We start from the raw sequence: 25,390 nt of genomic DNA on the forward strand, positions 1-25,390 counted from the left end.
GGCGAGTGCGGGGGAGGAGGGGCGGGGTCAGGCGCCGCGCAGGTCGAGGGCCAGCTCGGACGGACCCGTCTCGTCGAGCACCACGGGGATCCCCCAGTCCTGCTGGTAGAGGTGGCAGGCGGCGAACTCCGGCACCTCTCCGGTGACCGGGTCGCCGTCGCAGGCGGCGGCCTGCACGGAGACGTGCAGCACGCCGGTCGTCCCCCGCTCCAGGGCCGAGGGGTCGATGACGAGGTCGCGGGTGAGCCCCTCGGCGTCCCCGGCACCCGCGCTCAGCAGGCCCTCGGGCGAGGAGGAGACCACCAGGCGCGTCGGGTCGCCCCAGCGGTGGTCCAGCTTCTGCCCGGTCGGCGGGGTGAAGGCCACCCGCAGCGCGACCGGGCCGGGCGCCAGCGGCGTCGGGGGGCGCTGCACGCGCTGGGCCTCGCCCGCCAGCCTCGACGCCGCCGCGGGCACCGGCAGCCGGGTCAGGCGGGACGCGGCGCTCTCGACGACGACGACCGTGACCGCGCGCCCGTCGTCGTCGAGCTCCACGGCCACGGCGGTCGGCTCGGCGAGGTCCCGCGCGAGCGTGGTGACCTCGCCGGCCCCGCCGCCGAGGGGGTCGTAGCGGCGCAGCGCGCCGTTGTAGGTGTCGGCGACCACCACGGAGCCGTCGGGCAGCAGCGCCATCCCGAGCGGGTGCTGCAGCAGGGCCTGGTCCGCCTCGCCGTCGCGCAGCCCGAACTCGAACAGGCCGGTGCCCACCACGGACCCGACCTCGTAGCCCGCACCCGCCACCGGCAGGACGTTGGCCATCCGGTCGTCGTCGACGGCGTGCACGGTCCGGTCGACCTCCCCGCCGGCAGCGCCACCGGAGCGCTCCAGCCACCGCAGCGCGGAGGTCTCGGCGTCCAGGACCCACAACCGGGAGCCGTCGGCGGAGACCTCCAGCGCACCGGTCTGGGCGAACCACGCCTGCTCGGCGGCGCCGTCGCGCAGCCCCTCGGCGGTGGTGCCGGCCAGGACGCGCACCACGCCGCCGGCGGCGTCGACGGCGCTCGCCTCCGCCGCGGGGGCGGGGTCGAGCGCCCACAGCTGGTGCACGCCCGCCATGGCGATGACCAGCTGGCCGTCGAACCACGCGGTGTCCAGCGGGGTGGACAGGTCCTGCTCGAGCGCCGGGCCACCACCCTCGCGGCGGCGCAGCTGCGCCCCCGTGCCGGCCACGGTGACCAGCGAGAGGTCCGCGAGGCGCAGTCCGCGCACGGCGTGGTTGGTGGAGTCGGCCACGGCGACGTCCCAGCCGACGCGCGCGGCGACGTCGGGGGGCAGCAGCGCCAGGCCGACCGGCTCGGACAGGCGCGCGACCCCGGGCCCGCCGTCGACCAGGCCCCGCTCGCCGGTGCCGACGCGGGCGCGCTCGGTGGCGAGGTCGTCCTCGAGCACCACGAGCTGGTGGTGGGCGGTGTCGGAGACCAGGTACCCCCCGCCCGCGGAGCCGGGGAGGGCGAGCACCGCGGTGGGCAGCGCGAAGGCGCTGTCCGGCGCGAGCGGGGGCACGTAGGGGGCGTCGCCGCGGCGCAGCGTGCCCTTGGCCTCGTGCTCGGCGACGAGCTCGCGCAGCAGCACCCCGAGCCCGTGGGCGTGGCCCTCGCCGCTCATCGACGCGACGACGTAGCCCTCGGGGTCCACCACCGTCAGCGTCGGCCACGCCCGCGCGGCGTAGGCCTGCCAGGTGACCAGCTGCGGGTCGTCGAGGACGGGGTGGCGCACGTCCCAGCGCAGGACGGCGGCGTCGACGGCCTCGACCGTGCCCTCGTGGGCGAACTTCGGGGAGTGCACCCCGACGACGACGAGGACGTCGGCGAACTCGTGCTCCAGCTCGCGCAGCTCGTCGAGGACGTGCTGGCAGTTGACGCAGCAGCTGGTCCAGAAGTCCAGGAGCACGATCCGGCCGCGCAGCTCCGCCAGCGACAGCTCGGCACCCCCCGTGCCGACCCAGCGGCGGCCGACGAGCTCGGGGGCGCGCACGCGGGAGCGCTTCGGCGGCGCGGCCGAGGTGGCCGATCTGGGGGTACCTCCCGCTTGCGGGGGACCATGATCACGGACGGAGGTCATGCGGTGCTCTGCTCCAGCTGGTCGGGTCAGGCGAAGGCGGTCGGGTCGTCGCGGTGCACGGCGCCGAGGGCGTCCAGCGCGGTGTCGAGCACCTCGGCCACGGCGACCGAGTCGGTCATCGGCATGACGGGGCTCTCCACCAGGCCGGCGGCGAGGCACTCGTGGACGTGCTCGACCATGTGGACGTAGCCGCGGCCCTGCACGGGCAGCTCGACCACCTCGCTGGGCCCGTCGTCGCGCTGCGCGCCGCCGGACCACACCTGCAGGCGGGCGGGCTTGTGCAGCGGCCCGGCCACCTCGATGCGGCCCTGCGTGCCGGTGATGGTCGCGGAGCCGCCGGCGTGGCCCAGCAGCGTGGAGCCCAGCCGCGCGGTGCGCCCGCCGCCCCAGTCGAGCAGCAGCGAGGCCTCGGCGTCGACGCCGCTGTCGGCGAGCACGCCGACGGTGTGCACCGCCCGCGGGGAGCCGCCGAAGACGCCCTGGGCGAAGGAGACCGGGTAGACGCCGGTGTCGAGCAGCGTGCCGCCGCCCTGGGCGGGGTCCCACAGCCGGTGGGACGGGTCGTACGGCAGCGCGAAGCCGAGGTCGCCCGAGACCGAGCGGACCTCGCCGACGGCGCCGGCCGCGAGCAGCTCGCGCAGGCGGACGAGGTTCGGCTGGAAGCGCGCCCACAGCGCCTCCATGACGAACACGCCGCGCTCCCGGGCCAGCTCCGCCAGCCCCCGGGTGGCCTCGGCGGTGCAGCCGACGGGCTTCTCCACGAGCACCGGCAGCCCCGCCTCGACGCACGCGCGCGCCAGGGCCACGTGCTGGGCGTGCGGGGTGGCGACGTAGACGGCGTCCAGGCCCGCCTCGGAGGCGCGGTCGGCGCCGGCCTCGACCAGCTCCCGGTAGGACCCGTAGGAGCGGGTGAACCCGTGCCGCTCGGCGAACGCCGCGGCGCGACCGGCGTCGCGGGAGGCCACCGCTGCCAGCTGCGCGCCGGGCACCAGGGCGATGTCGCCGCTGACGGTGGCGGCGATGCCGCCGGTGGCGAGCACCCCCCAGCGCACGGTGCGCGCCGGGCGCTCGGGCCGCTCGGTGCGGTGGGCGGTCTGCTGGTCGCTCATCCGAGCTCCTCGGGTGCGGTCCACGGGCGGCCCAGCACGTGCTGGTCCAGGAAGGCGAAGACGGTGGCGTACCAGAGCCGGGCGTTGCCGGCCCCGAGCACCCAGTGGCCCTCGTCGGGGAAGAGCAGGAAGCGGTGCGGTGATGACCCCTCAGGGCCGCCGGCCGCTGCCGACCTGCTCAGCAGGTCGTACCACAGGCGCAGCGCCTCCCCGACCGGCACCCGGTCGTCCCGGTCCCCGTGGACGACGAGCACGGGCGTGCTGATCGCGCCGGCGCTGGTGTGCGGGGAGTGCTCGCGCGTCATCTGCTCGGTCATCTCGTGCGCCCACTCGGCGGGGAAGTCGGTGGTGGCCGAGAACTGGTCGAGCGCCCACAGCGAGGCGTGGGTGACCACGGCGCGGAACCTGTCGGTGTGCCCGGCCACCCAGTTGGCCATGTACCCGCCGAACGAGCCGCCCAGGGCGGCGGTGCGCTCGGCGTCGACGTCGTCGCGGGCCACGGCGGCGTCGGTGACGGCCATGAGGTCGGTGAACGGCTCGGCGCCCCAGCGGCCCCAGCCGCGCGCCACGAAGTCGAGGCCGTACCCGGTGGACAGCGCCGGGTCGGGCAGCAGCACGGCGTAGCCGCGGGCCACCGCGAGCCACGGGTTCCACCGCCAGCTCCAGGCGTTCCAGCTGCTCAGCGGCCCACCGTGGATCCACAGCAGCAGGGGTGCGGGGCTGCTCGCGCCGGCGCCCTCCGGCAGCGCCAGCCAGGCGCGCAGCAGCGCGCCGTCCTGCGCGGTGGTGGTGACCTCGGTGAGCGAGCCCGGGAGCTGCGGGCCGCCTCCGGCGGAGCCCGCGGCGGTCCAGGCGCCGAGGGCGTGGGCCGGCGCGGGCAGCACCTGCGGCTCTCCACCGCCGGCCGGGACGCGGACGGGGGTGGGCGGGGCGTCGACGGCGGAGCGCAGCGCGTACAGCCACCGCCCGTCGGGGGAGGCCACCACGTCGGTGTAGGCGCCGTCGTCGGGGGTCAGGCGCTCCACGGCGTCGGGGTCGCCGCCGTCGAGGGCGAGGCGGAACACGGGGCAGCGGCCGCCGTCGTCGGCGGTGAGCAGCAGGGCGGTGCCGTCGTGGGTCCAGGCGAGCGAGGCGGGCCAGCGGTCCCAGCCGCTGGCGAGCACCGTGCGCTCGCCGGTCGCGGTGTCGACGACGACGACGTCCGCGTCGACGGGCCGGGTCGGCGTCGACCGGGTCCACCGCACGACGGCGACGCGGCTGCCGGTCGGTGCCGCCACCGGTGCGGTGTGCTCGTGCTCGGGGTCGTCCAGGAGGGTCCGGCGCTCGCCGGTGGCGACGTCGAGGGCCACCAGGGCGACGCGGTGGTCGGCGCGCGGCTCGGGGACGTGCCACTCGGTGACCACCGTGGAGCCGTCAGCGGTGACCGCCCACGCGGGCTCGTCGGGCAGCGCTGCGCCGACGTGGCCGGTGAGGTCGTGCAGCGGGAGGCGGTCGGCACCGCTGCCCGCCGCCCCGCCCGTCCCGGCCAGCACCGCGGAGACGTCGGTCCCGTCCCCCGAGGCGGCCACGAGCAGGCGGTGGCGGTCGGGACCGAGGTCGTGGTCCCAGATCCGCACGGGGGAGGAGTCGTGCAGGACGCCGGTGGTGCGCGTGTCCTCGCGGAGCTTCCGCAGCCGCGCGTCGTCGGCGGCGTCGGTGGCCGAGGGCAGCGTCGGGCTGCCCAGCAGGACGGTGCCCGCCTCGCGCGCCACGCAGGCGCCGGCCACCCCGCCGGGGCGCACCGCCACCCGGCGCGCCTCACCGCCCGCGGCCGGCAGGCACCACAGCGCGGGCGGCGCGTCGTCGCCGTCGCCGTCGTCCTGCGCCGCGGCCGGGTCGGGGCGCGAGGAGGTGAAGAGCAGGTCGCCCACGGGCGTGAAGACGGGTGAGGACTCTCCCCGCGCACCGCGCGTCAGCCGCCGCGCCGCCCGGCGGCCCGTGGGGTCGACCTCCCACAGCGACGTGGGGGAGCGCCCGCCGCGCTCGTCCAGCTGGGAGACCGCGGTGACCAGGCGGGTGCCGTCCGGGGAGAGCGCGAGCCCTCCCGTGCGGGGCAGGCGCGTGTAGGCGAGCAGGTCCGAGAAGGGCGTGCCGTCGGGCGTCCGGCTCATCCCTCCTGCTTACCAGGGCGCTGGCCGGGCCCGCCCGACCGGGCTGCCAGCATCGCGTTGTACGCGGCGAGCTCGGCGTCACCGTCGCGGTCGGCGGCGCGGTCGCGGCGGCGGGTCTCGCGCTCGTCGCTGCGCGACCACTGCACCGCGAGCACGATGGCGAGCACCAGGGTGGGCAGCTCCCCGATGCCCCAGGCGATGGCCCCGCCGGTGCGCTGGTCGGCCAGGGCGTCCACCCCGAGGCCCAGGCGGGAGAACCAGTCGGCCGCGAGCAGCTCGTTGCCGCCGGTGAGGGCGACCCCGAAGAAGGCGTGGAACGCCATGGTCGCCAGGAGCAGCAGCAGGCGCAGCGGGTAGGGCGGGTTCCACGCGCCGGGGTCCACGCCGATGACGGCGGAGGCGAAGAGGTACCCGGTGAGGAGGAAGTGGACCTCCATGAGCTCGTGCCCCAGGTGGGTGGACAGCGCCAGCCCGAACAGCGGGGAGTAGTAGAAGACGACGATGCTGCCGGCGAAGACCACGGCCGCCACGACGGGGTGGGAGACGGCCCGCGCCCAGCGCGAGTGGACGAGCACGAGCAGCCACTCGCGCGGGCCCCGGCTGCCGTCGCGGCGCTTGGGCAGCGTGCGCACCGCCAGGGTGATGGGCGCCCCCGCCACGAGCAGGATCGGCGCCACCATCATGATCGTCATGTGGGCGACCATGTGGGCGCTGAAGAGCAGGTCGATGTAGGCCTGCGGCCCGAAGGAGGTGGCCCACGCCAGCACCGCGACCCCCGCGAACCAGGCCACCGACCTGCCCACCGGCCAGCGGTCGCCGCGGGAGCGCAGGCGCTGCAGGCCCGCCGCGTAGGCGACGACCATCGCGCCGCACGCCACCAGCCACAGCAGGTCGGGGGCGGGCTGGGTGAGCAGGCGCAGCGGGGTGGCGGGCAGCGGTGGCACGACGTCGTTGGTGAGCTGAGCGGCCAGCGTGCTCGGCCCGCTGTCGGTCCCGGCCGGCGGCCCGGTGCGCACCAGGGCGACGCCCACCCCGACCGCGGCGGCCATGACGAGCAGCTCGACCACCACCAGGCGCCAGAACGGAGGGGCGGGTGACGCCCCCGCCGGTCCGCCTGCGGCCGCGGCGTCCAGCCCGGCGATCGCCGAGCGCCGGTGCCACCAGCCGGCAGCGCCCAGGGCCACCACCGCCGCCGTCTTGACCCCCAGCAGCGCGCCGTAGGGGCTGAGCAGGCCCGACGCGGTGGCGCCCACCTGGACCCAGCCGTTGGCCACGCCGGAGACGACGACGAGCGCGAAGGACCCCAGCGCCAGCGCCGAGTACCGGCGCACCACCACCGGCAGCGCCCGCCCCAGGCGGGGACCCGCCACGGCCAGCGCCACCAGCCCGCCGGCCCAGGCGCCGACGCCGAGGGCGTGCAGCCACCAGCCCGAGACGGCCGTGTGGTGACCGCCCTCGGTGCTGCCGTGGCTGCCCAGGGCGATCGGCACGAGCGCCGCCGCGGTCAGCACCGCGGCGAGGGCCGCCGAGGCGGGTCCGGTGATGCCCAGCGCCACCACGGTGCCGGCGAGCACGGCCAGCACGGCCGTGGCCAGCAGGGTGCGCCCCGGGGGCACCTGGGTGAGGAAGAAGCCGATCTGGCCGCCCAGCTCACCGCTGCTCAGCGGGGTGCCGGCGATGTCGGCGAAGGACAGGACCGGCGCCACCACGGCGGTGAGGACCCACACGACCGCGGCCGCCGAGGCGAGCCGGGCCACCGAGCGCCACGCCGGGGAGCCGGGCACCAGGGCGAGGGCGAGCAGCAGCACCGAGCCGAGCACCACCGAGACGGCGAGGTCGCCGGTGGTGCGCAGCACCGGCAGGCCCCAGCGCACGAGCGGGCCGGCGTCTCCCAGCACCCCGGGCACCGCCGCCCCGGTGGCGACCATCGAGACCACCAGGGCCACCAGGGCCGCGGGGACCCCCAGGACCAGCCCCAGCGCGGCGGGGGAGCGCTCGGGGGCCCGAGCGCCGCGCGGGTCGCCGCTGACCTGCACGTCCTGCTCGAGCACCACACCTCGAGGGTATGCCGCTCGGGGGCGCTCCCGGCGCACGCGAGCGCCGCGGTGTGAGGCGGGCCTCCCCGCCGACCCGCCCGCCCGCGCCTCCTCCCGGGGCGCCGGGTCAGAGGCGGCGGTCCGCCAGGACGGGGAACTGCTCGCGGCAGCGCGCGACCTGGGTGAGGTCCACCTCGACCCGCAGCACCTCCTCGTCGTCGCCGGCCTCGGCCAGGACCTCCCCCCAGGGGCCGACGACCGCGCTGCGGCCGGCCATGCGGGTGCCGGCGTGCGTGCCCGCGGTGCCCACGGCCACGAGGTGCACCTGGTCCTCCACGGCGCGCGCGCGGGTCAGCAGCTGCCAGTGCGCCAGGCGCGCCGCCGGCCAGGCGGCCGGGAGCAGGACGAGCTGCGCGCCGAGCTCGACCTGGCGGCGGAAGAGCTCGGGGAAGCGGAGGTCGTAGCAGGTGGCGAGCCCGGTCCGCACCGGTGAGCCGTGCGGGCCCACGGGCAGGTCGGCCACCACGACCTCCTCGCCGGCCTCCATGAGCAGCGGCTCCCCGGTCCCGAAGCCGAAGCGGTGCACCTTGCGGTAGCTGGCCAGCAGGGCGCCGTCGCGGCCCAGGACGACGGAGGTGTTCCACAGGTGGCGGCCCTGGGGTCCCGGCCGCTGGGTGCGCTCCACCAGCGACCCGCCGTGCACCACGGCGCCGGCGGCGCGGGCGGCGTCGGCCAGGGCGCGCAGCGTGGGGCCCTCCAGCGGCTCGGCCCGCTGCTCCCACTCCCGGTAGGAGAAGCCGCCGGGCGCCCACAGCTCCGGCAGCACCACGAGGTCGGCTCCGCGCTGGTCGGCCACCAGCTGCGCCACGCGCTGCACGCGGGCCGCGACCGGTTCGTCGTCGCCGTAGCCGACCTGGAGCACGCTGACGTGCGCCACGCGCTGAGCGGCCCGCTGCTGGGGCTCCGCTGCCTCACCCACGCCTGGCACCCTAGGCGCCGTGCCCGCACCCGTCTTCCTGCTCAACGGCCCCAACCTCGGGCGGCTCGGCCTGCGCGAGCCGGCCGTCTACGGCTCGACCACGCTGGCCGAGCTGGAGGCGCGGTGCACGGGGGTCGCCCTCGAGCTGGGCCTGGAGCTGACCTGCCGCCAGACCGACGCCGAGGGGCAGATGATCGGCTGGGTGCACGAGGCGGCCGACCTCGGCGCGGGCGTGGTGCTCAACCCCGCGGGCTGGACGCACACCTCGGTGGCGCTGCGCGACGCGTGCGCGCAGCTGACCGCCCCGCTGGTGGAGGTGCACCTGAGCAACGTGCACGCCCGCGAGCCGTTCCGGGCGCACTCCTACATCTCCCCCGTCGCAGCGGCCGTGGTCGCCGGCATGGGCCCGGAGGGCTACCTGGCGGCGCTGCGCTACCTCGCCGGCCGCCTCAGCACCGGCTGACCCCCGCCTTCTCGCACTTTCCGCGGAAAGTGCGAGAAGGACGGGGCGAGAGGCGCTCTTTCCGCGGAAAGTGCGAACAAGAGGTGACCCGGCTGAGGTCCTCGGGGACGACGCGGCGCGTCAGGCCCAGCGCAGGGCGGTGTCGGGCCGCTCGAGCACGCGGGCGACGTCGGCGAGGAACTTCGAGCCGAGGTCGCCGTCGACGAGGCGGTGGTCGAAGGAGACCGACAGCTCCACCACGTCGCGCGGCTTCACCTTGCCCTTGTGCACCCACGGCTTCTTGGCCACCTGGCCCACGCAGAGGATCGCCGCCTCGCCGGGGTTGAGGATCGGGGTGCCGGAGTCGACGCCGAAGACGCCGATGTTGGTGATCGACAGGGTGCTGCCGGACAGGTCGGCGGGCTGGGACCGCCCGGCCCGCGCGGTGGAGACGAGGTCCCCCAGGGCGTGGGCGAGCTGCACCAGGGACATCTCGTGGGCGTCCTTGATGCTCGGCACGAGCAGCCCGCGCGGTGAGGCCACGGCGATGCCGAGGTTGACGTAGTGCTTGATGACGATCTCCTGCGCGAGCTCGTCCCAGCTGGCGTTGATGCCGGGGTGGCGCGCGGCCGCCAGGCACACCGCCCGCGCCACGAGGAGCAGCGGGGAGACGTGCACGTCGCGGAACTCCCGCTCGGCGCGGACCCGCTCGAGCATCTTCATGGAGCGGGTCACGTCGACGGTGACGAAGGCGGTGGCGTGGGGGGCGGTGAAGGCGCTGGCCACCATCTGGCGGGCGGTGGCGCGGCGCACCCCGCGCACGGGGATGCGCGTCTCCCGCTCGTCCTGCGCGCCCACCGCGGCACCGGAGCCCGCGCCGGGCAGCTCCACCACGAGGTCGCTCCCCCCGGCGGGCGCCTCGGCGACCGCGCCGCGGGCGTCGACGAAGGCGCGGACGTCGTCGCGGGTGACGACGCCGCCGTCACCGGTGGCGACGACCCGGGCGAGGTCGACACCGAGGTCGCGGGCCATGGCGCGCACGGGGGGCGAGGCCAGCGGCCGCTCACCGGCCTGCCCGCCGGGCTGGGAGGGCACCGGCTGCGGGGGTCGCTGCGGGGAGCGGACCGTGCGGCGGCGGCGCGCGGGGTGGCCGTGGGTGGCGGGGCGCACCCCGTAGCCGACGAGCACCGCCTCGCGCTCGTGCTCGTGCTCGTGGTCGACGGCGGAGACGGGACCGCCCTCCAGGCCCGACCCGCCCTGGCCGGTCGGCGCGACCGGGGCCGGGCGGTGGGGGTGCTCGGAGGCACCGGGGCCCCCGTCGTCACCGCTGTCGCCGGGCGCGGCGGTCTCCACGGCGATGAGGGCCGTGCCGACGTCGACGGTGGTGCCCTCGGGCACGAGCAGGCCGACGACCGTGCCGGAGAAGGGTGAGGGGAGCTCGACCACGGACTTGGCCGTCTCGACCTCCACGACGGTGTCGCCGTCGCGGACCTCGTCGCCGACGGCGACGCGCCAGGTGACGACCTCGGCCTCGGTCAGCCCCTCCCCGACGTCGGGCAGGAGGAAGTGCTGGGTCGTCGTCGGGGTCGTCGTCGAGCTGCTCGTCGTGCTGGTCACGGACTCCTCCTCGGGAGTGGTCGAGGGCTCGGGGGTGCGGGTCTGGGGGGCGCGCTCAGGCGAGCACGCGGTCGACGGCGTCGAGCAGGCGCTCGGCGTCGGGCAGGTAGTGCTCCTCGATGCGCGCGGCCGGGTAGGGCACGGCGAAGCCGCCCACGCGCAGCACGGGCGCCTCCAGGGAGTGGAAGCAGCTCTCGGTGACGCGCGCGGCCACCTCCGCCCCCATGCCGAGGAAGACCGGGGCCTCGTGGACGACGACGACGCGCCCGGTGCGCCGGGCGCTGGCCTCGACCACGCCGACGTCGAGCGGGGACAGGCTGCGCAGGTCGACGACCTCCAGCTCCACGCCCTCCTCCGCGGCGGCCAGCGCGGCGTCGAGAGCCACCCGCACGGTGGGGCCGTAGGCGACCACGGTGACGGCGCCGCCCTCGCGGACCCGGGCGTCGCTGACGGGCCGGGCGACGCGGGCGGAGTGCAGGCCCGGGGCGGCGGCCAGCGCGGCGGCGGAGGTGTCGACGGCGCCCTTGTCCCAGTAGCGGCGCTTGGGCTCCATGACGACGACGGGGTCGGGCTGGGCCAGCGCCTGCCGCAGCATCCAGTAGGCGTCCTGCGCGGTGGCCGGGGTGATGACCCTCAGCCCGGCGGTGTGGGCGAAGTACGCCTCGGGCGACTCGCTGTGGTGCTCCACCGCCCCGATGCCGCCGCCGTAGGGGATCCGGACGACGACGGGCACCTGCGCGGTGCCGGCCAGGCGGGCGGGCATCTTGGCCAGCTGGGAGACGATCTGGCTGAAGGCGGGGTAGACGAAGCCGTCGAACTGGATCTCGCAGACGGGCCGGTACCCGCGCAGGGCCAGGCCGACGGCGGTGCCGAGGATGCTCGCCTCGGCGAGCGGGGTGTCGACCACGCGGTCCTCGCCGAAGGTCGCCTGCAGCCCGTCGGTGACGCGGAAGACGCCGCCCAGGCGGCCGATGTCCTCGCCCATGAGCAGGACCTTCTCGTCGGCGGCCATGGCGTCGTGCAGGGCGGCGGTGATGGCCTTGGCGAGGGTCAGGGTGGTCGGGCCGGCCGCGGGGGCCTGCGCGGAGCGCGGGGCCGCGCCCGCGGAGCCGGGGGCGGCGGGGCGGGTGGTGGTGGTGCTCATCGGGCCTCCTCCGGCTCGGTGGCCAGCCACGTCTCCAGCCAGGCGCGCTCGGAGGCGACCAGCGGGTGCTCGGCGGCGTAGGCGTGGTCGAACATCGAGGTGGGACCAGGGTCGGTCATCTGCCGCACCCCGCGCCGCACGCGGGTGCCCAGCTCCTCGGACTCCTCCCGGACCGCGGCGAAGAAGGCGTCGTCGGCGCCGCCGGTGGCCCGCAGGTGCGCCTCCACGCGGGCCAGCGGGTCCTTGGCGCGCCAGGACTCCTCCTCCTCGCGCGTGCGGTAGCGGCCGGCGTCGTCGGAGGTGGTGTGGGCGTTGACCCGGTAGGTGACGGCCTCCACCAGCGTGGGGCCGGCGCCGCTGCGGGCGCGGTCGCCGGCGGCGCGGACCACCGCCTCGACGGCCAGGACGTCGTTGCCGTCCACCTGCACCCCGGGCATGCCGAAGCCGGCGGCCCGCGCGTGCAGCGGGGCCGCGCTCTGCCGGGAGGCGGGTGCGGAGATGGCCCAGCCGTTGTTCTGGCAGAAGAAGACCACCGGCGCGCTGAAGACGCCGGCCCAGCTGAGCGCCTCGTTGACCTCGCCCTGGGAGCTGGCGCCGTCCCCGAAGCAGGCCATCACCGCGGTGTCGCGGGCGCGGTCACCGGTGCCCACCAGGCCGTCGCGCTGGACGCCCATGGCGTAGCCGGTGGCGTGCGGCAGCTGCGCGCCGATGACGAGGGTGTAGAGGTGGAAGGCGTGGTCGGCCGGGTCCCAGCCGCCGTGGCTGGCGCCGCGGTAGAGCTGCAGCACCGCCAGCGGGTCGACCCCGCGGACCCAGGCCAGGCCGTGCTCGCGGTAGGTCGGGAAGACGTGGTCCTGCGGGGCCAGGCCGTGCCCGGCGCCCACCTGGGCGGCCTCCTGGCCGGTGCAGCTGGCCCACAGCGCCAGCTCGCCCTGGCGCTGCAGCGCGGTCGCCTCGACGTCGAAGCGGCGCACCAGCGCCATGTCGCGGTACCGGGCGCGCAGCTGCTCGGCGCCGACGCCGGCGACGAGCTCGGCGTACCGGGCGAGCTCGGGCTGCTCGCGCTCGTCGATCTGCTCACCGCTGCGACGCGCCCCGGAGGGGTCGAGCAGCTGCACCGGCGCCTGCGGCGCGGGGGCGACGGGGGGCACACGACCTCCTGTGCTGGGTTACCTACGGAACCGTACCTTACGGTCCCGTAGGTGCCAGCGGAAGCGGCGGCGCGTCCCGGCCGCCGTCAGCCGACGCGGTCCGGGCTCCAGGTCCGCAGGAAGGTGCCGCAGACCTCCAGCAGGACGTCGTCGGCCGCGGCGTCGCCGACCGTGGCCCGCACGCCGTCGCCGCCGTACCCGCGCACCGACAGCCCCGCCTCGGCGCAGGCGGCCACCAGGTCCGGGGTGGAGCTGCCCACCGGCAGGTAGACGAAGTTGGCCTCCGAGCGGGGGATCCGCCAGCCCTGCCGCGCCAGCTCGGCGGCCACCCGCTCCCGCTCGTCGACGATCGCGTCCACGCGCTCCAGGAGGGCGTCCGCCTGCTGCAGCGACGCCACCGCCGCCAGCTGGGCGATGCCCGAGACGCCGAAGGGCACCGCGGTGCGGCGCAGCGCCTCCGCGACCGGCTCGTGCGCCACCGCGTAGCCGACGCGCAGTCCGGCGAGCCCGTGGGCCTTGGAGAAGGTGCGCAGCACCATGACGTTGGGGTGGGCGCGGTGGGCGGCCAGGCCGTCGGCGGCGGTGGGGTCGCGCACGAACTCCAGGTAGGCCTCGTCGACGACCACCAGCACGTCGCGCGGCACGCGGGCGAGGAAGGCCTCCAGCTCCTGGGCGCCGACCACCGGGCCGGTGGGGTTGTTCGGGGTGCACACCAGGACCAGCCGCGTGCGCTCGGTGATGGCGTCGGCCATGGCGCCGAGGTCGTGGCGGCCCGCGGCGTCCAGCGGCACCGGCACGGGCGTCGCCCCGGAGAGCCCGACGACGATCGGGTAGGCCTCGAAGGAGCGCCAGGCGAAGACCACCTCGTCGCCCGCCTCGCACACCGCCTGCAGCACCGAGCCCAGCACCCCCACGCTGCCGGTGCCCGGCACCACGCGGGCCGCGGGCACGTCGAGGTGCTCGGCCAGGGCGGCGACCAGGTCCGCCGAGCCCATGTCGGGGTAGCGGTTGAGCTCGGCCGCGGCGCGCTGCACCACCTCGAGCACGGCGGGCAGCGGCGGGTAGGGGTTCTCGTTGGAGGAGATCTTGTACGAGGCCCCGCCCGGGCCCACCGGGGCCGGCCGGCCGGGCAGGTACCCGGGCAGGGCGCCGACGGCGGCGCGCAGGCGGGGGGACTGCTGCGGGGGCGTGCTGCTCACGGTCGCCACGGTAGGCCGCCCGAGCCGCCGTCCCGGCCCACCACCCGGACGCGCTGGTACCGGCCGTCTCGGAGTGCGGGCGCCCCCGGGCAGGAGGAGGGTGCGCGGGTGAGCAGCACGACGCGGAGCAGCGGCGGGGCCTCCCCGGCCGGCGAGGGCCAGAAGACCACCGGCAAGGTCATCGCCATCGCGGTGGTGGCCGCCGTGGGCGGCTTCCTGTTCGGCTTCGACTCCTCGGTCGTCAACGGCGCCGTCGACGCCCTCGCCGACGAGTTCACCATCGGTGCGCTGCTCAAGGGCTTCACCGTCTCCTGCGCCCTCCTGGGCGCGGCGGTCGGCGCCTGGTTCGCCGGGCCGCTGGCCGACAAGCTCGGCCGCACCCGCGTCATGGTCATCGCCGCCGTCATCTTCGCCGTCAGCGCGGTCGGCTCCGGCCTGGCCTTCGCGGTGTGGGACCTCGTCCTGTGGCGGGCCGTCGGCGGCGTGGGCATCGGGGCGGCCTCGGTGATCGCCCCCGCCTACATCGCCGAGGTCTCCCCCGCGGCGATCCGGGGGCGCCTGGGCTCCCTGCAGCAGTTCGCCATCACCGTCGGCATCCTGTCCGCCCTGGTCTCCAACGCCCTGCTGTCCGGCGCCGCGGACGGCGCGGCCAACGACTTCTGGCTCGGCCTGCCCGCGTGGCGCTGGATGTTCCTCGTCGGCGTCGTCCCCGCGGTGGTGTGGGCCGCGCTGGCGCTCGCGGTGCCGGAGTCGCCGCGCTACCTCGTGGCCAAGGGCCGCCAGGACGAGGCCGGGCGCGTCCTGGCCAGCATCCAGGGCCTCAAGGACCGCGGCCTGGTCCGGCGGCGCATCGCGGAGATCGCCAAGCACCTGGCGGCCGAGCGCGACCCCTCCCTGCGCGACCTGCGGGGCCCGCGGCTGGGCCTGCGTCCCATCGTGTGGGTCGGCATCCTGCTGTCCGTCTTCCAGCAGGCCGTCGGCATCAACGTGATCTTCTACTACTCCACGTCGCTGTGGAGCTCGGTCGGCTTCGACGAGCAGCAGTCGGGGCTCTTCTCGGTCATCACCGCCATCACCAACGTGCTCGTGACGCTGGTGGCCATCGCCCTGGTCGACAAGGTGGGCCGCCGGCCCATGCTGCTGGCCGGGTCGGTGGGCATGACGGTGTCCCTGGGCGTCATGGCGCTGGCCTTCACCCAGGGCACCCTGCAGGGCGACCAGGTCTCCCTGCCGGCCCCGTGGGGCCCCGTGGCGCTGGTGGCGGCCAACCTCTTCATCGTCTCCTTCGGCATCACCTGGGGACCGGTGGTCTGGGTGCTGCTCGGCGAGATGTTCCCCGGCCGCATCCGCGCGGCGGCGCTGTCGGTGGCGGCGGCCGCGCAGTGGATCGCCAACTTCGTCATCAGCACCACCTTCCCGCCGCTGGCGGAGGTGGGGCTTCCGGTCGCCTACGGCCTGTACACGGCGCTCGCGCTGGTCTCCTTCTTCTTCGTGCTCCGGGCGGTGCCGGAGACGAAGGGCCGCGAGCTGGAGGACATGGACGACCTGCGCGTCGAGCGCCGCGAGCGCGCCCGCGCCTGAGCGGCTCACGGCCCGGCCGTGCGCGCCAGGACCTCGGTCACCTCGGTCCGCCCCACCGGCGCACCGGGGACGGCGAAGAAGGCTGACGCAGCGGCCCGGAAGGCGAGCACCGAGGGGTGCCGGGAGGCGTCCACGGCCCCTCCCGTCAGGGCGTACCCCTCCCCGTCGTGGTACCCGTGCCCCTCAGGCGTGGGTGCGGTGACGGTGGTGACGTTCGCGACGTCGCGGGCGTCGAGCCCGTCCAGCTGCGGCACGGGGTCGTCGGCGTGCTCCAGGCCCAGCAGCTGCACCCCGCGCGGCACGTCGGCCCAGCCGACCGGTGAGCCCGCGGTGATGACCGCCTGCACGTCGAAGCGGGCCCGCACGGCGGGGTCGGACGCCACCTGCACCGCGGCGATGCCCCCCAGGCTGTGCCCCACGAGCATCACGGGCTCCCCGGGAGCGACGCCCGCGGTCTCCATCGCCCCGACCACCGCGTCGGTGTAGGCGGACGGCTGGCCGGCCGCTCCGCGCACGGCGGCGTCGTAGGAGGCCGGCACGGGCGCGTCGGAGGCCCAGTCCTGCACGCCGGGCAGGTAGACCACCGCGACAGCGCTCCCGTCGGGGTGGGTGGTCCGCTCCACGCGCAGGCGACCGGCAGGACCGCACCCGTCACCGGTGCGCACGACGCGCGCCAGGGCGTCCTGCACGCCGGAGGGCGGCGCGGTGGGCGGCTCCACCGGGACCTGACGGGTCGTGACGACGGCGCTGGTGCTGGCGCCCGTCCCGCGGGCAGCGCCGCTGCGGACCGCCGCCCCGGCCAGCTGGGGCACCGGCGGTGCGGCCAGGGCACCGGCGCCCATGAGCGCACCGGCGCCCAGGGCCACCAGCGGCTGCACCCCCTGGCGCGCCAGGCGCAGCGCCTCCTGCGCGAAGCCGCCGCCACCCCGGCCGGCTGACGGGTCCAGCGGCGCGGAGGTCCGCGGCAGGGCCGGGACGCCCGCTCCCGGCGCCGCGGTGAGCTGCGGGTCGGCCGTCGGCGGCAGGAGGCGCGCCGCACCGGCACCGGGCGCCAGCAGCACCGGACCCGGCCCTGGACCCGGCCCCGGCCCCGCTGGCCCCGCTGGCCCCACTGGCCCCCCAGCGGCGGCCGGCACCGCGCACGCCGGGTCCTGCGCGGCGGCCGTCCGCCCACCCGGTCCGTCGGGTGGAGCCGCGCCGGGGGCCGCCGGTCCGGCCGGACCCCGCTCGAGGCGGCTCTTGAGCAGGGGCGCGGCACCGGTCAGGACGGTGCCCGCGAGCCGCGCGGACGGCCCGGTGAGCCCGCCCAGCAGCGCCCCGAGGCCGCTCCAGGCGCTCCGCTGGGACTCCTCGACCCCCCGGTAGAGCGCCGCGCACACCACGACGCCGTCTCCCAGGTCGGCGCTGGCCAGCACCGCCTCGTCGAGGCGCTGCAGCACGCCCACCAGGTCCGCCTCCAGCGCGAGGACGGCGAAGGGGTCGCCCAGCAGCCCGTCCAGCCCCTGCAGCACGCTCCAGCCGCGCCGCAGCCGGTCCCCCACCTCCCGCAGCCCCGCGGCGCTGCGGTGCAGCTGGGCAGCGGCCAGGTCCAGCTGCTCCAGCTGCGCCCCGGCGCCCGCGACCCCGCCCGAGACCTCGAGGCCGCCGGCCCCGCTCACCAGGACCACCCCGCCGCCGCGCGCAGGGCGCCCCCGGCCTCCGCCCGCCGCGCGGCGGAGCCGGCCAGCTCCTCGGCGGTGGCGGCGAGGCGCTCCAGCGCGGCCACCCGCAGCACCAGCGCGCCGGTGAAGGCGGCCGCCGCCGGTCCGTGCCAGTCGACGGCGAGCAGCTGGCGGTGCACCGCGGCCTGGGCGGCCACCTCGGCGGCGGCCGCGCCCAGCCGGACGGCCAGCTCGGCCAGCTGCTCACCCGCCGCGGTGGCGGCGCGGACGTCCTCGGCGGGCAGGACGACGGGCGCGGTCTGGGGCACCCGGCGATGCTCCGGTGCCGTCAGCCGGCCTGGCACCGCCGCGCCTCGGCCTGTGGACGGCGCGCCCGCCGGCGGCACCTGTGGGCGGAGCAGGTGCGCGGCGACGTACCGTCGGACCTCGTGGAGAGGCTGCACGACGCCGCGGGCGCCCTCGAGCCGACGTTCGCCTGCTCCCCGCCTCCGGGCACGGCCAGGGTGGATGCGGTGCTGGCGGCCGCGCGGGGCGCGGCGCCGCGCTGGGTGGTCGACCGCCTGCCGCAGGGCTACCGGGGCGTCGTCGCCCCCCTGGACGCCCACGCCCCGGACGGGCTGGGAGCGGCGTGGGCCGCGGGCCTGGCGCGGACGACGGCGCCGGTGGTCGCCCTGCTCGACGGGCGCAGCGGCGTGGACCCGCGCGAGCTGGAGCGGCTGGCCGAGCCCGTCGTGCGCGGCAGCGCCGACCTGGTGCTCGGCGTGCGCCGGGCCGGTTGGGGCCCGGCGGCCCTGTGCGGCTGGCCGCTGCACCGGCGCCTCGCCGACGCCCGCGCGACCCGCCGCCTGCGGCGGGCCCTGTCCGCGGTGGGCGGGCTGCGGGACACCGCCGGCCGGCCCCTGCGACCGGCCGACGCCGCCCGCGCGGTCGCGGGCCGCCGCCAGCTGCTCGCCGCCCTGCCCGGCGCATCCCCCGAGGAGCTGCTGGTGGCAGCGGCCCGCCAGGGCTGGCGCGTGGCGCAGGTCCCGGTGCGCTGCGGCCCGGGTCCGCTGCACCGGTGAGCGAGGGGCCCTCTCCCGGCGCCGCGCTGGAGCCGCTGGTCCACAGCACCCCCGTGGTGGTGCTGCACCTGCTCGTCTCCCCCGTGCACCGCTACTTCGGCCGTCCCAAGGACGGTCCGCTGCCCTTCGGGCCCGCCAGCGGCGGCGCGCCGGCCGGCCCGGCCTCGGAGGACCGCGAGAGCGCGGACGTCGTGGCCGGGCGCGGCATCGTCGGGGACAGGTTCTTCGGCAAGGCCGCGCACCTGGACGCCGCCGTCACCCTGCTGGCGGTCGAGGCGCTGGAGGCGGTGGCCTCCCAGCTCGGCGTCGCGCCGTTCGACCCGCTGCTCGCGCGCCGCAACGCGGTGCTGCGCGGGGCTGAGCTCGAGCCGCTGCGCGGGCGCACCTTCGCCCTCGACTGCGGCGAGGGCCCCGTGCTGCTCGCGGGCCGCCGCCCGGCGGCGCCGTGCGCGTGGATGGACCGCCAGCTGGCCCCGGGCGCCCACGCGGCGCTGCGGGGGCGCGGCGGCCTTCGCTGCGAGCCGCTCGGCTCCGGCCGGCTGCGGCGCGGCAGCGCCCTGCTCCTGTCCGACGTCCCCCTCGACCCCGCGCTCGCCGGGCGCGCCGTGCTGCCGCGCGGGGGGCGCCCGCTGCCCTGAGCGGAGCCGGCGCCACCTGGGCCCGCGCGCTCCGGCGTGGCGCCGTGGATCCCGGGTCCCCCCTGCCTAGCGTGCCGGGGTGACCGCGCTGCCGGACGTCCCGCGCCCCTCCCGCTCGCTGCTGGACGACCTGGTGCTCCTGGAGAGCGGCGGTGCGCCGGCCGCCGAGCCCGTCACGACCACAGCGCCCGTCACGACCACGGCGCCGGTCCCGCGACCGCGCGGGACCCGGCCCGCCGGCCCGGTGCAGCTGGTCTGCGCGCCGGCGCGCACCCCGCTCGCCGTGCGCGCCTGCGCCCGGGCGCGCGGCACCGCCTCGCTGGCGGGGGCGGCGCTGGTGGGCTGCGGCGTCGTGCTGCACCTGCTGCCCCTGCCGTGGCCGCAGCTGGCCGGTGACGCCGCGACCGGCGCGGGGCTGCTCGGGGTGCTCCTGGTGGCGGCGGCGGCGGTGCTGTCGGTGCTGGGTCCGCGCGGTCGGTGGGCGTCGGTGCAGGTGCTGTCCGCGCCGCTCGCGGGCGCCTGCGTGGAGGCCGACGACTCCGGCGCCACCGGGCCCGGCTCCTACGGCCGGGCCCACGCCGTGGGGCTGGTCCTCGACGTCGCCGTGCCGGACCCCGCGGCGCTGCCGGTGCCCGGGCGGCGCGCGGCCGCGGCCCGCCGCCTCGGCCTGCTGCCCGTCGGCGACGCTGCGACGTTCGGGGAGCCGGTGCTGTCCCCCGCCGACGCGACGGTGCTGCGCGTGGTGGACGGCGCGCGCGACCACGCCTGCCGGCAGAGCGGCGCGGCCCGCCTGGCGGGCGGCCTGCTCGACGCCGCGCGCGAGCTGCTCGGCGCGCGGGCCGTGCTGGGCAACCACGTCGTGCTCGACTGCGGCGGTGGCCGGTACGCGGTGCTCGCGCACCTGCAGCGCCGCTCGGCGCGGGTCGCGGTCGGGGACCGCGTGCTACCGGGCCAGGTGCTCGCCTCGGTCGGCTGCTCCGGGGCCGTCCCGGAGCCGCAGGCGCAGCTGCTGCTCGTCGACACCCCGCGCCTTCGGGTGGCCGCGGGCGTCCCCGTGCGGCTGGTCCCCGTCCGCTGACCCCGCCCCACCCGGCCCCCGCGCCACCCGGCCCCCGCGCCACCCGGCCCCCGCGCCACCCGGCGCGGGGGTCGCTGCGCACCTGGGAGGATGCAGGGCCGTGAGCACCCCCACGCCCTCCGCTGCGCCGCCCACGCCGCTGGCCGACGCCGGCTACGCCCTCGGCGCCCTCGACGGCCGCTACCGCGCCGCCGTCTCGCCCCTGGTGGAGCACCTCTCGGAGGCGGCCCTCAACCGCGAGCGGCTCCGCGTGGAGGTGGAGTGGCTGGTGCACCTGACCGCCGCTGGGGCGGTGCCCGGGGCCCGGCGCCTCACCGACGCCGAGGTCGCCGAGCTGCGGGGGCTCGTCGAGGGCTTCGGCCCGGGAGCGGTCGAGGAGATGGCCGCCATCGAGCGCGAGACGGTGCACGACGTCAAGGCCGTGGAGGTGTGGCTGCGCCGCCAGCTGGCCGCCGGCAGCGCCGCCGACCTGGTCGAGCTGGTGCACTTCTGCCTGACCAGCGAGGACGTCAACAACCTGTCCTACGCCCTCATGGTGCGCGGCGCGGTGCAGCGGGTGTGGCTCCCCGCCGCCCGCGCGCTGCAGGCGCAGCTCGTCGAGATGGCGCACGACGCCGCCGGCGCCGCGGCGCTGGCGCGCACCCACGGCCAGCCCGCCACGCCCACGACGCTGGGCAAGGAGCTCGCGGTGACCGCCGCGCGCCTGGACCGGCAGCTGCGCCGCGTGGAGCGCGCCGACTACCTCGGCAAGCTCAACGGCGCCACCGGCACCTACGCCGCGCACGTCGTCGCCGTCCCCACCACCGACTGGCAGGACGTCTCGCGCACCTTCGTCGAGGGCCTGGGACTGCAGTGGAACCCGCTGACCACGCAGATCGAGAGCCACGACTGGCAGGCGGAGCTGTACAGCGACGTCGCCCGGTTCAACCGCGTCCTGCACGACCTGTGCACCGACGTGTGGAGCTACATCTCCCTGGGCTACTTCGCGCAGGTGCGCGGCCAGGGCACGGTGGGGTCGAGCACGATGCCCCACAAGGTCAACCCGATCCGCTTCGAGAACGCCGAGGCCAACCTCGAGGTCTCCTGCGCGCTGCTCGACGTGCTCGCCTCCACGCTGGTGACCTCCCGCCTGCAGCGCGACCTCACCGACTCCTCGATGCAGCGCAACACCGGCACGGCCTTCGGCCACTCCCTGCTGGCGGTGGAGAACGTCCGCAAGGGCCTGGCGGGGCTCGACGTCGACCACGCCGCCCTCGCGCGCGACCTCGACGCCAACTGGGAGGTGCTCGGCGAGGCGGTGCAGTCGGTCATGCGCGCGGCGTCGGTGGCGGGGGTGCCCGGCATGGACGACCCCTACTCCCGGCTCAAGGAGCTCACCCGCGGCCGGCGCGTGGACGCCGAGGGCATGCGCGCCTTCGTGGCGGGGCTGGGCCTGCCGCAGGAGGCGGCCGAGCGCCTGCTGGCCCTGACCCCGGCCACCTACACCGGCCTGGCCGAGGAGCTGGCCCGCAGCGTCTGAGCACCCCGGCGCCGCGCGGCCGCCGCCCTCACAGTCCCGCGGTCGTGATGGCCTCCAGCTCGTCGGCGGACAGCTCCACGGCCGTGACCGCCAGCAGGGCGGTGAGCTGCTCGGGGGTGCGGGCCGAGGCGATCGGCACCGCGCCCTGCGCCCGCAGCCAGGCGAGGGCCACCGTGCTCATTGCGGCACCGCGGCCCTCGGCCACGGCGCGGACCGCGTCGAGCACCGCCCAGCTGCGCTCGTCGCTGTAGCGCTTCCCGACGCCCTCGGCCCGCACGGACTCCGGCACCTGCCCACCGCGGGTGTACTTGCCGGTCAGGAAGCCGGAGGCCAGCGCCCCGTAGGGCACGGCGAGCAGCCCGTGGCGGCGGCAGGCGTCGACGACGGCGGGGTCGGTGCGGGTCACGGCGCTCCCGGCGTTCTGCACGGCGACGGGGCCGGGCACCCCCGCCTCGCGGGCCGCGGCGACGGCGCCGTCGATGCGCTCGGCGCTCCAGTTGCTCACCGCCCAGGCCCGCGCGCGCCCGTCTGTGACGGTGGCCGCGAAGGCCTGCACGACCTCCTCCACGGGACGCTGCTCCTGGTCGCGGTGCGCGTAGTACAGCGCCACGGAGTCGAGGCCCAGCCGGCCCAGGGACGCGTCCAGGGCGGCGTCGACGCCCGACCGCGTCAGCTCGGCGCCCTCGGCCGCGCCGGTCTTGGTGGCCACGTGCACGGCACCGGCGCCGGGATGGCGGTCGGCCAGCCAGCGGCCGATGACGGACTCGCTCTCCCCGCCGCTGTGGCCCTCCACCCAGGCCGAGTACACGTCGGCGGTGTCGACCAGGTTGCCGCCCGCCTCGGCGTAGGCGTCGAGCACGGCGCGGGAGGCCTCCTCGTCAGCGCTCCAGCCGAAGACGTTGCCGCCCAGGCACAGGGGGTGCAGGCCGATGCCGGTGTCCCCGAGGGGCACCGTCCCGGTGCCCGTGGAGGTGGTCGTGGTGCTGGGCAGGCTGGTCATGACCTGGACCTACCCCGCGCCGCGCGCGGGACACCTCAGCGGCGGGGACGCTCCTGGCCCGGCGGGGTGACCTGGTCCCAGCCCTTGAGGACCGGCTGGCGGATGTGCTGGCGGGGTCCCTCGCGGCGCTCCTCGGAGGCCGCGCGGGCGACGAGGACGACGAAGAACCCGATGACGATGATCGTGCCCCACAGGACGACGCCGACGATGCCGGTGCTCATCCCTCCACGGTAGGACCGGTGCATGAGTGCTCCCGACCACCGCCGCGCCTCCCGCCCCCCGCGGGAGGGCGAGGTCTTCACCAAGACCCGCGCCGGTGCGCCGGAGGGGTTCTTCGCCGTCGAGGCCGCAGGGCTGGCGTGGCTCGCCGAGGCCCGCGGGGACGGCGGCGTCGACGTGCCCCGGGCGCTGGAGGTGGGCCGCGATCACCTCGTGCTGCCCCGGCTGGTCCCCGTGGACCCGACGCCCGCGGCCGCCGAGGCCTTCGGGCGCCAGCTGGCCGTCACCCACGCGGCGGGCGCGCCCCACCACGGCGCCCCGCCCGCGGGCTGGCACCGCGACGGCTGGGTCGGCACCGCCCCCCTGTCCCACGTGCAGCAGGCGCCGGCCGCCGACCGCTCCGGCTGGGGCGCCTTCTGCGCGGCCCACCGGCTGGCTCCGCACCTGGCGGCCGCCCGGGACGCGGGCGCCCTGGAGCCCGACGACGCCGAGGCCGTGGCGCGCGTGGCCGACCTGCTCGCCGACGGCGCCTGGGACGACGGCCGCCCTCCTGCGCGGCTGCACGGCGACCTGTGGAGCGGCAACGCGGTGTGGACGGCGACCGGCGTCGTCCTGGTCGACCCCGCCGCCCACGGCGGCCACGCCGAGACCGACCTGGCGATGCTCGCCCTGTTCGGCCTGCCGCACCTGGAGCGGGTGCTGGCCGCCTACGACGAGGCCGCGCCGCTGGCCGCGGGGTGGCGCGAGCGGGTGCCGCTGCACCAGGTGCACCCGCTGCTCGTGCACGCGCAGCTGTTCGGCGGCCCCTACGGCGCAGCAGCGGGTCGCGCGGCGCGGGCGGCCCTCGCGGCGCGGTGATCGTCGCTGGGGCGCCGCCGACGCGACCACCCGCCGGCGCTCCCAGCGGCCTCCCAGCCCGCTCACCGACACTGCCGCCGTGACGCAGGTGGAGCCCTCCGCTGCCGACGGCCGGCCCGACGGCGCCCCGGCGGGCACCACCGACGGCACCTCCGACGGCACCACCGACGGCACCGAGCTCGCGCGCGGGCGCGTCCTGGGCGAGGTGCTGCTCGTGGCAGCGCTGTCCCTGGGCCGCTCCGGGGTCTACGCCGTCGTCCAGCTCATCGCCCTGGTGACGGCCGCCGGCGGGGTCGCGGCGGGCACGGCCACGCTGAACCCGTCGCGCAGCCCGCGGCCCTACCTCGACCTCACCTACCAGCTGCTCGGGATCGGCTTCGCCCTCGTGCCGGTGGCACTGTGCCTGTTCCTCCTGGCCGGCGGCACGTCGGGACGCGGCCCGCTGCTGCCCGCGGTCGGTCGCACCTGCCGACGCATCGGCCTCGACCTGCGCCGCCCCGGGCGCGACCTGCTCCAGGGGGTGGGCCTGGCAGCGGTCATCGGGATCCCCGGCCTCGGCCTCTACCTGGCGGGCCGGGCCCTGGGCGTCACGGCCGAGGTGCAGGCGTCGGCCCTGACCGGCCTGTGGTGGACCGTGCCGGTGCTCGTCGCCTCGGCGCTGCAGAACGCGCTGCTGGAGGAGGTCGTCGTCGTCGCCTACCTCCTGGACCGGCTGCCGCGCCTGCGCTGGGCGCGCCCGGCCCTGCTGGGCCGGCTGCTGCCCCGTCTGTCCCCGCAGGCGTGGACGGTGGCCTGGGTGGTCGCGGCGAGCTCGCTGCTGCGCGCCAGCTACCACCTCTACCAGGGCTTCGGGCCCGGCCTGGGCAACCTGGTCATGGGCGTGGTGTTCGCCCTGGTCTACTGGCGCACGCGGCGCGTGATGCCGCTGGTGGTGGCCCACGCGCTGCTCGACGTCGTCGCCTTCGTCGGGTACCAGTACCTGGCGGGGCCGCTCGGGCTCAGCTGACCGCTCAGCGCAGCAGGTCGGCGAGGGCGTCCAGGCCCGGCACCACGAGGTCGGGCTCGGCCATGGTGCGCGGGTAGGGGGAACCGCCGGGCCTGTCGACCCACGCCGTGGTGAGGCCGGCGCGCGCCGCGCCGTCGAGGTCCCAGGGGTGGGCGGCCACGAGCAGCGCCTGGGCCGGTGACGCGCCGACCTGGTCCAGCGCCCAGGCGTAGGTGCTGGCGGCCGGCTTCCACAGGCCGCCGGGGGCGTCGGCGGCCGACAGCGCCGGCTCGACCAGGGCGGCGGCGCCGCCGCCGGCCAGGAGGCGCTCGGTCGCGCCGACGGGGCCCTGGGACAGGGGCACCAGGCGCAGGCCGCGCTGGCGCAGCTCCTGCAGGCCGGGGACGACGTCGGGGTGCAGCGGCAGCGACCCCAGCGCCTCGACCACCGAGGAGGCGGCGGCGTCCAGGCGGTCAGCTGCCACGCCCGCGCCGGCGAGGGCCGTGCGCGCGCCGGCGAGGGCCACGTCGGTGAAGCGGGCCGCTGCTCCGTGCAGGGTGAGGGCGAACCCGTCGCGCAGCACCGAGGGCAGCCAGGAGGCGGCCAGGTGGCCGGGCGCGCCGACGGCCTCGAAGGCGCCGGCCAGGGCCGAGGTGTCGCTCAGCGTGCCGTTGACGTCGAGCAGCACCACGCGCAGCGGCGGCTGCCCGGACCCGGCGTCGAGCGGGTCCACGGGACCGGCCTCCACGTCGGCGGGCGAGGGCTGGGCGAAGCGGTCGTCACCGGGGAGCGTGCTCACCCGCCGAGCCTGCCTCCCCGGCCGCCACGCCGCCCGCCAGCCCACCAGCCCGTCAGCCCGTCAG

General features: G+C 77.6%; 22 protein-coding genes. 8 read left to right on the plus strand and 14 right to left on the minus strand.

All coding sequences use genetic code 11. The annotated features are described in order from the left end of the window. Window positions 1–27: 27 nt before the first annotated feature. The 5 genes from ACUN9U_RS04850 to ACUN9U_RS04870 all read right to left on the minus strand — a co-directional run bounded on the left by ACUN9U_RS04850 (window position 28) and on the right by ACUN9U_RS04870 (window position 8,374). Entirely contained in the window at window positions 28–2,100 is a 2,073-nt protein-coding gene (locus ACUN9U_RS04850) for an NHL domain-containing thioredoxin family protein (RefSeq protein WP_445483797.1), read from the minus strand. A gap of 26 nt (window positions 2,101–2,126) precedes the next feature. Then, on the minus strand, window positions 2,127–3,209 hold the full coding sequence (locus tag ACUN9U_RS04855) for a Gfo/Idh/MocA family protein (RefSeq protein ID WP_445483798.1): 1,083 nt from the start codon (window positions 3,207–3,209) through the stop codon (window positions 2,127–2,129). Further along, window positions 3,206–5,359, minus strand: coding sequence for a S9 family peptidase (locus ACUN9U_RS04860; protein ID WP_445483799.1), 2,154 nt, complete (start codon window positions 5,357–5,359; stop codon window positions 3,206–3,208). The genes ACUN9U_RS04855 and ACUN9U_RS04860 overlap by 4 nt, the downstream gene beginning before the upstream one ends. Then, window positions 5,356–7,413: a cytochrome c oxidase assembly protein gene (locus ACUN9U_RS04865; RefSeq protein WP_445483800.1), complete on the minus strand. Its 2,058-nt coding sequence runs from the start codon at window positions 7,411–7,413 to the stop codon at window positions 5,356–5,358. The genes ACUN9U_RS04860 and ACUN9U_RS04865 overlap by 4 nt, the downstream gene beginning before the upstream one ends. A gap of 109 nt (window positions 7,414–7,522) precedes the next feature. After that, window positions 7,523–8,374, minus strand: a complete 852-nt coding sequence (locus tag ACUN9U_RS04870) for a carbon-nitrogen family hydrolase (protein ID WP_445483801.1) — start codon at window positions 8,372–8,374, stop codon at window positions 7,523–7,525. Window positions 8,375–8,393: 19 nt separating this feature from the next. Between ACUN9U_RS04870 and aroQ the strand changes: the two genes are divergently transcribed. Further along, window positions 8,394–8,837, plus strand: coding sequence for a type II 3-dehydroquinate dehydratase (gene aroQ / locus ACUN9U_RS04875; protein WP_445483802.1), 444 nt, complete (start codon window positions 8,394–8,396; stop codon window positions 8,835–8,837). A 120-nt stretch (window positions 8,838–8,957) separates the two neighbouring features. Here the strand turns inward: aroQ and ACUN9U_RS04880 are convergent, their stop codons facing one another. From ACUN9U_RS04880 to ACUN9U_RS04895, 4 genes are all read right to left on the minus strand, one after another. Beyond that, window positions 8,958–10,433: a dihydrolipoamide acetyltransferase family protein gene (locus ACUN9U_RS04880; protein ID WP_445483803.1), complete on the minus strand. Its 1,476-nt coding sequence runs from the start codon at window positions 10,431–10,433 to the stop codon at window positions 8,958–8,960. 55 nt (window positions 10,434–10,488) lie between these two features. Next, window positions 10,489–11,577 carry an alpha-ketoacid dehydrogenase subunit beta gene (locus ACUN9U_RS04885; protein WP_445483804.1) on the minus strand — a complete coding sequence of 363 codons (1,089 nt, stop codon included), beginning with the start codon at window positions 11,575–11,577 and terminating at the stop codon, window positions 10,489–10,491. Further along, the gene (locus tag ACUN9U_RS04890; protein WP_445483805.1) at window positions 11,574–12,728 is read right to left on the minus strand and encodes a thiamine pyrophosphate-dependent dehydrogenase E1 component subunit alpha; all 1,155 of its coding nucleotides are present in this window, start codon (window positions 12,726–12,728) and stop codon (window positions 11,574–11,576) included. Before ACUN9U_RS04890 ends, ACUN9U_RS04885 begins: the two co-directional genes overlap by 4 nt. 86 nt (window positions 12,729–12,814) lie before the next feature. After that, the gene (locus tag ACUN9U_RS04895) at window positions 12,815–13,927 is read right to left on the minus strand and encodes a histidinol-phosphate transaminase (RefSeq protein WP_445483806.1); all 1,113 of its coding nucleotides are present in this window, start codon (window positions 13,925–13,927) and stop codon (window positions 12,815–12,817) included. 108 nt (window positions 13,928–14,035) lie between these two features. On the opposite strand from ACUN9U_RS04895, the gene ACUN9U_RS04900 reads away from it, so the two are divergent. After that, complete coding sequence (locus ACUN9U_RS04900; RefSeq protein ID WP_445483807.1) at window positions 14,036–15,508, plus strand: sugar porter family MFS transporter; 1,473 nt, start codon at window positions 14,036–14,038, stop codon at window positions 15,506–15,508. 5 nt (window positions 15,509–15,513) lie between these two features. On the opposite strand, the gene ACUN9U_RS04905 is transcribed toward ACUN9U_RS04900, so the two are convergent. Further along, window positions 15,514–17,166, minus strand: coding sequence for a hypothetical protein (locus ACUN9U_RS04905; protein WP_445483808.1), 1,653 nt, complete (start codon window positions 17,164–17,166; stop codon window positions 15,514–15,516). Further along, on the minus strand, window positions 17,163–17,477 hold the full coding sequence (locus tag ACUN9U_RS04910) for a hypothetical protein (protein WP_445483809.1): 315 nt from the start codon (window positions 17,475–17,477) through the stop codon (window positions 17,163–17,165). Before ACUN9U_RS04910 ends, ACUN9U_RS04905 begins: the two co-directional genes overlap by 4 nt. A gap of 120 nt (window positions 17,478–17,597) precedes the next feature. On the opposite strand from ACUN9U_RS04910, the gene ACUN9U_RS04915 reads away from it, so the two are divergent. From ACUN9U_RS04915 to purB, 4 genes are all read left to right on the plus strand, one after another. Further along, window positions 17,598–18,230 (plus strand): glycosyltransferase, encoded by a 633-nt coding sequence (locus ACUN9U_RS04915; protein WP_445483810.1) that lies wholly within the window; start codon window positions 17,598–17,600, stop codon window positions 18,228–18,230. Then, entirely contained in the window at window positions 18,227–18,868 is a 642-nt protein-coding gene (locus ACUN9U_RS04920; protein WP_445483811.1) for a molybdenum cofactor biosysynthesis protein, read from the plus strand. Before ACUN9U_RS04915 ends, ACUN9U_RS04920 begins: the two co-directional genes overlap by 4 nt. Window positions 18,869–18,947: 79 nt before the next feature. After that, window positions 18,948–19,946 carry a M23 family metallopeptidase gene (locus ACUN9U_RS04925; RefSeq protein WP_445483812.1) on the plus strand — a complete coding sequence of 333 codons (999 nt, stop codon included), beginning with the start codon at window positions 18,948–18,950 and terminating at the stop codon, window positions 19,944–19,946. A gap of 100 nt (window positions 19,947–20,046) precedes the next feature. After that, on the plus strand, window positions 20,047–21,465 hold the full coding sequence (gene purB / locus ACUN9U_RS04930) for an adenylosuccinate lyase (RefSeq protein ID WP_445483813.1): 1,419 nt from the start codon (window positions 20,047–20,049) through the stop codon (window positions 21,463–21,465). A gap of 28 nt (window positions 21,466–21,493) precedes the next feature. Here purB and ACUN9U_RS04935 read toward each other — a convergent pair whose 3' ends face one another. Beyond that, window positions 21,494–22,465, minus strand: a complete 972-nt coding sequence (locus ACUN9U_RS04935; protein ID WP_445483814.1) for an aldo/keto reductase — start codon at window positions 22,463–22,465, stop codon at window positions 21,494–21,496. 35 nt (window positions 22,466–22,500) lie between these two features. Continuing rightward, window positions 22,501–22,686, minus strand: coding sequence for a hypothetical protein (locus tag ACUN9U_RS04940; protein WP_445483815.1), 186 nt, complete (start codon window positions 22,684–22,686; stop codon window positions 22,501–22,503). A 22-nt stretch (window positions 22,687–22,708) separates the two neighbouring features. On the opposite strand from ACUN9U_RS04940, the gene ACUN9U_RS04945 reads away from it, so the two are divergent. After that, a complete protein-coding gene (locus ACUN9U_RS04945; RefSeq protein WP_445483816.1) occupies window positions 22,709–23,542 on the plus strand; it encodes a fructosamine kinase family protein in 834 nt (277 codons plus the stop codon). A gap of 196 nt (window positions 23,543–23,738) precedes the next feature. Further along, entirely contained in the window at window positions 23,739–24,548 is an 810-nt protein-coding gene (locus ACUN9U_RS04950; RefSeq protein ID WP_445483957.1) for a CPBP family intramembrane glutamic endopeptidase, read from the plus strand. A gap of 4 nt (window positions 24,549–24,552) precedes the next feature. Here ACUN9U_RS04950 and ACUN9U_RS04955 read toward each other — a convergent pair whose 3' ends face one another. Next, on the minus strand, window positions 24,553–25,326 hold the full coding sequence (locus ACUN9U_RS04955) for an HAD family hydrolase (RefSeq protein ID WP_445483817.1): 774 nt from the start codon (window positions 25,324–25,326) through the stop codon (window positions 24,553–24,555). Window positions 25,327–25,390: the final 64 nt, after the last annotated feature.

This window comes from Quadrisphaera sp. KR29, from assembly GCF_052644995.1.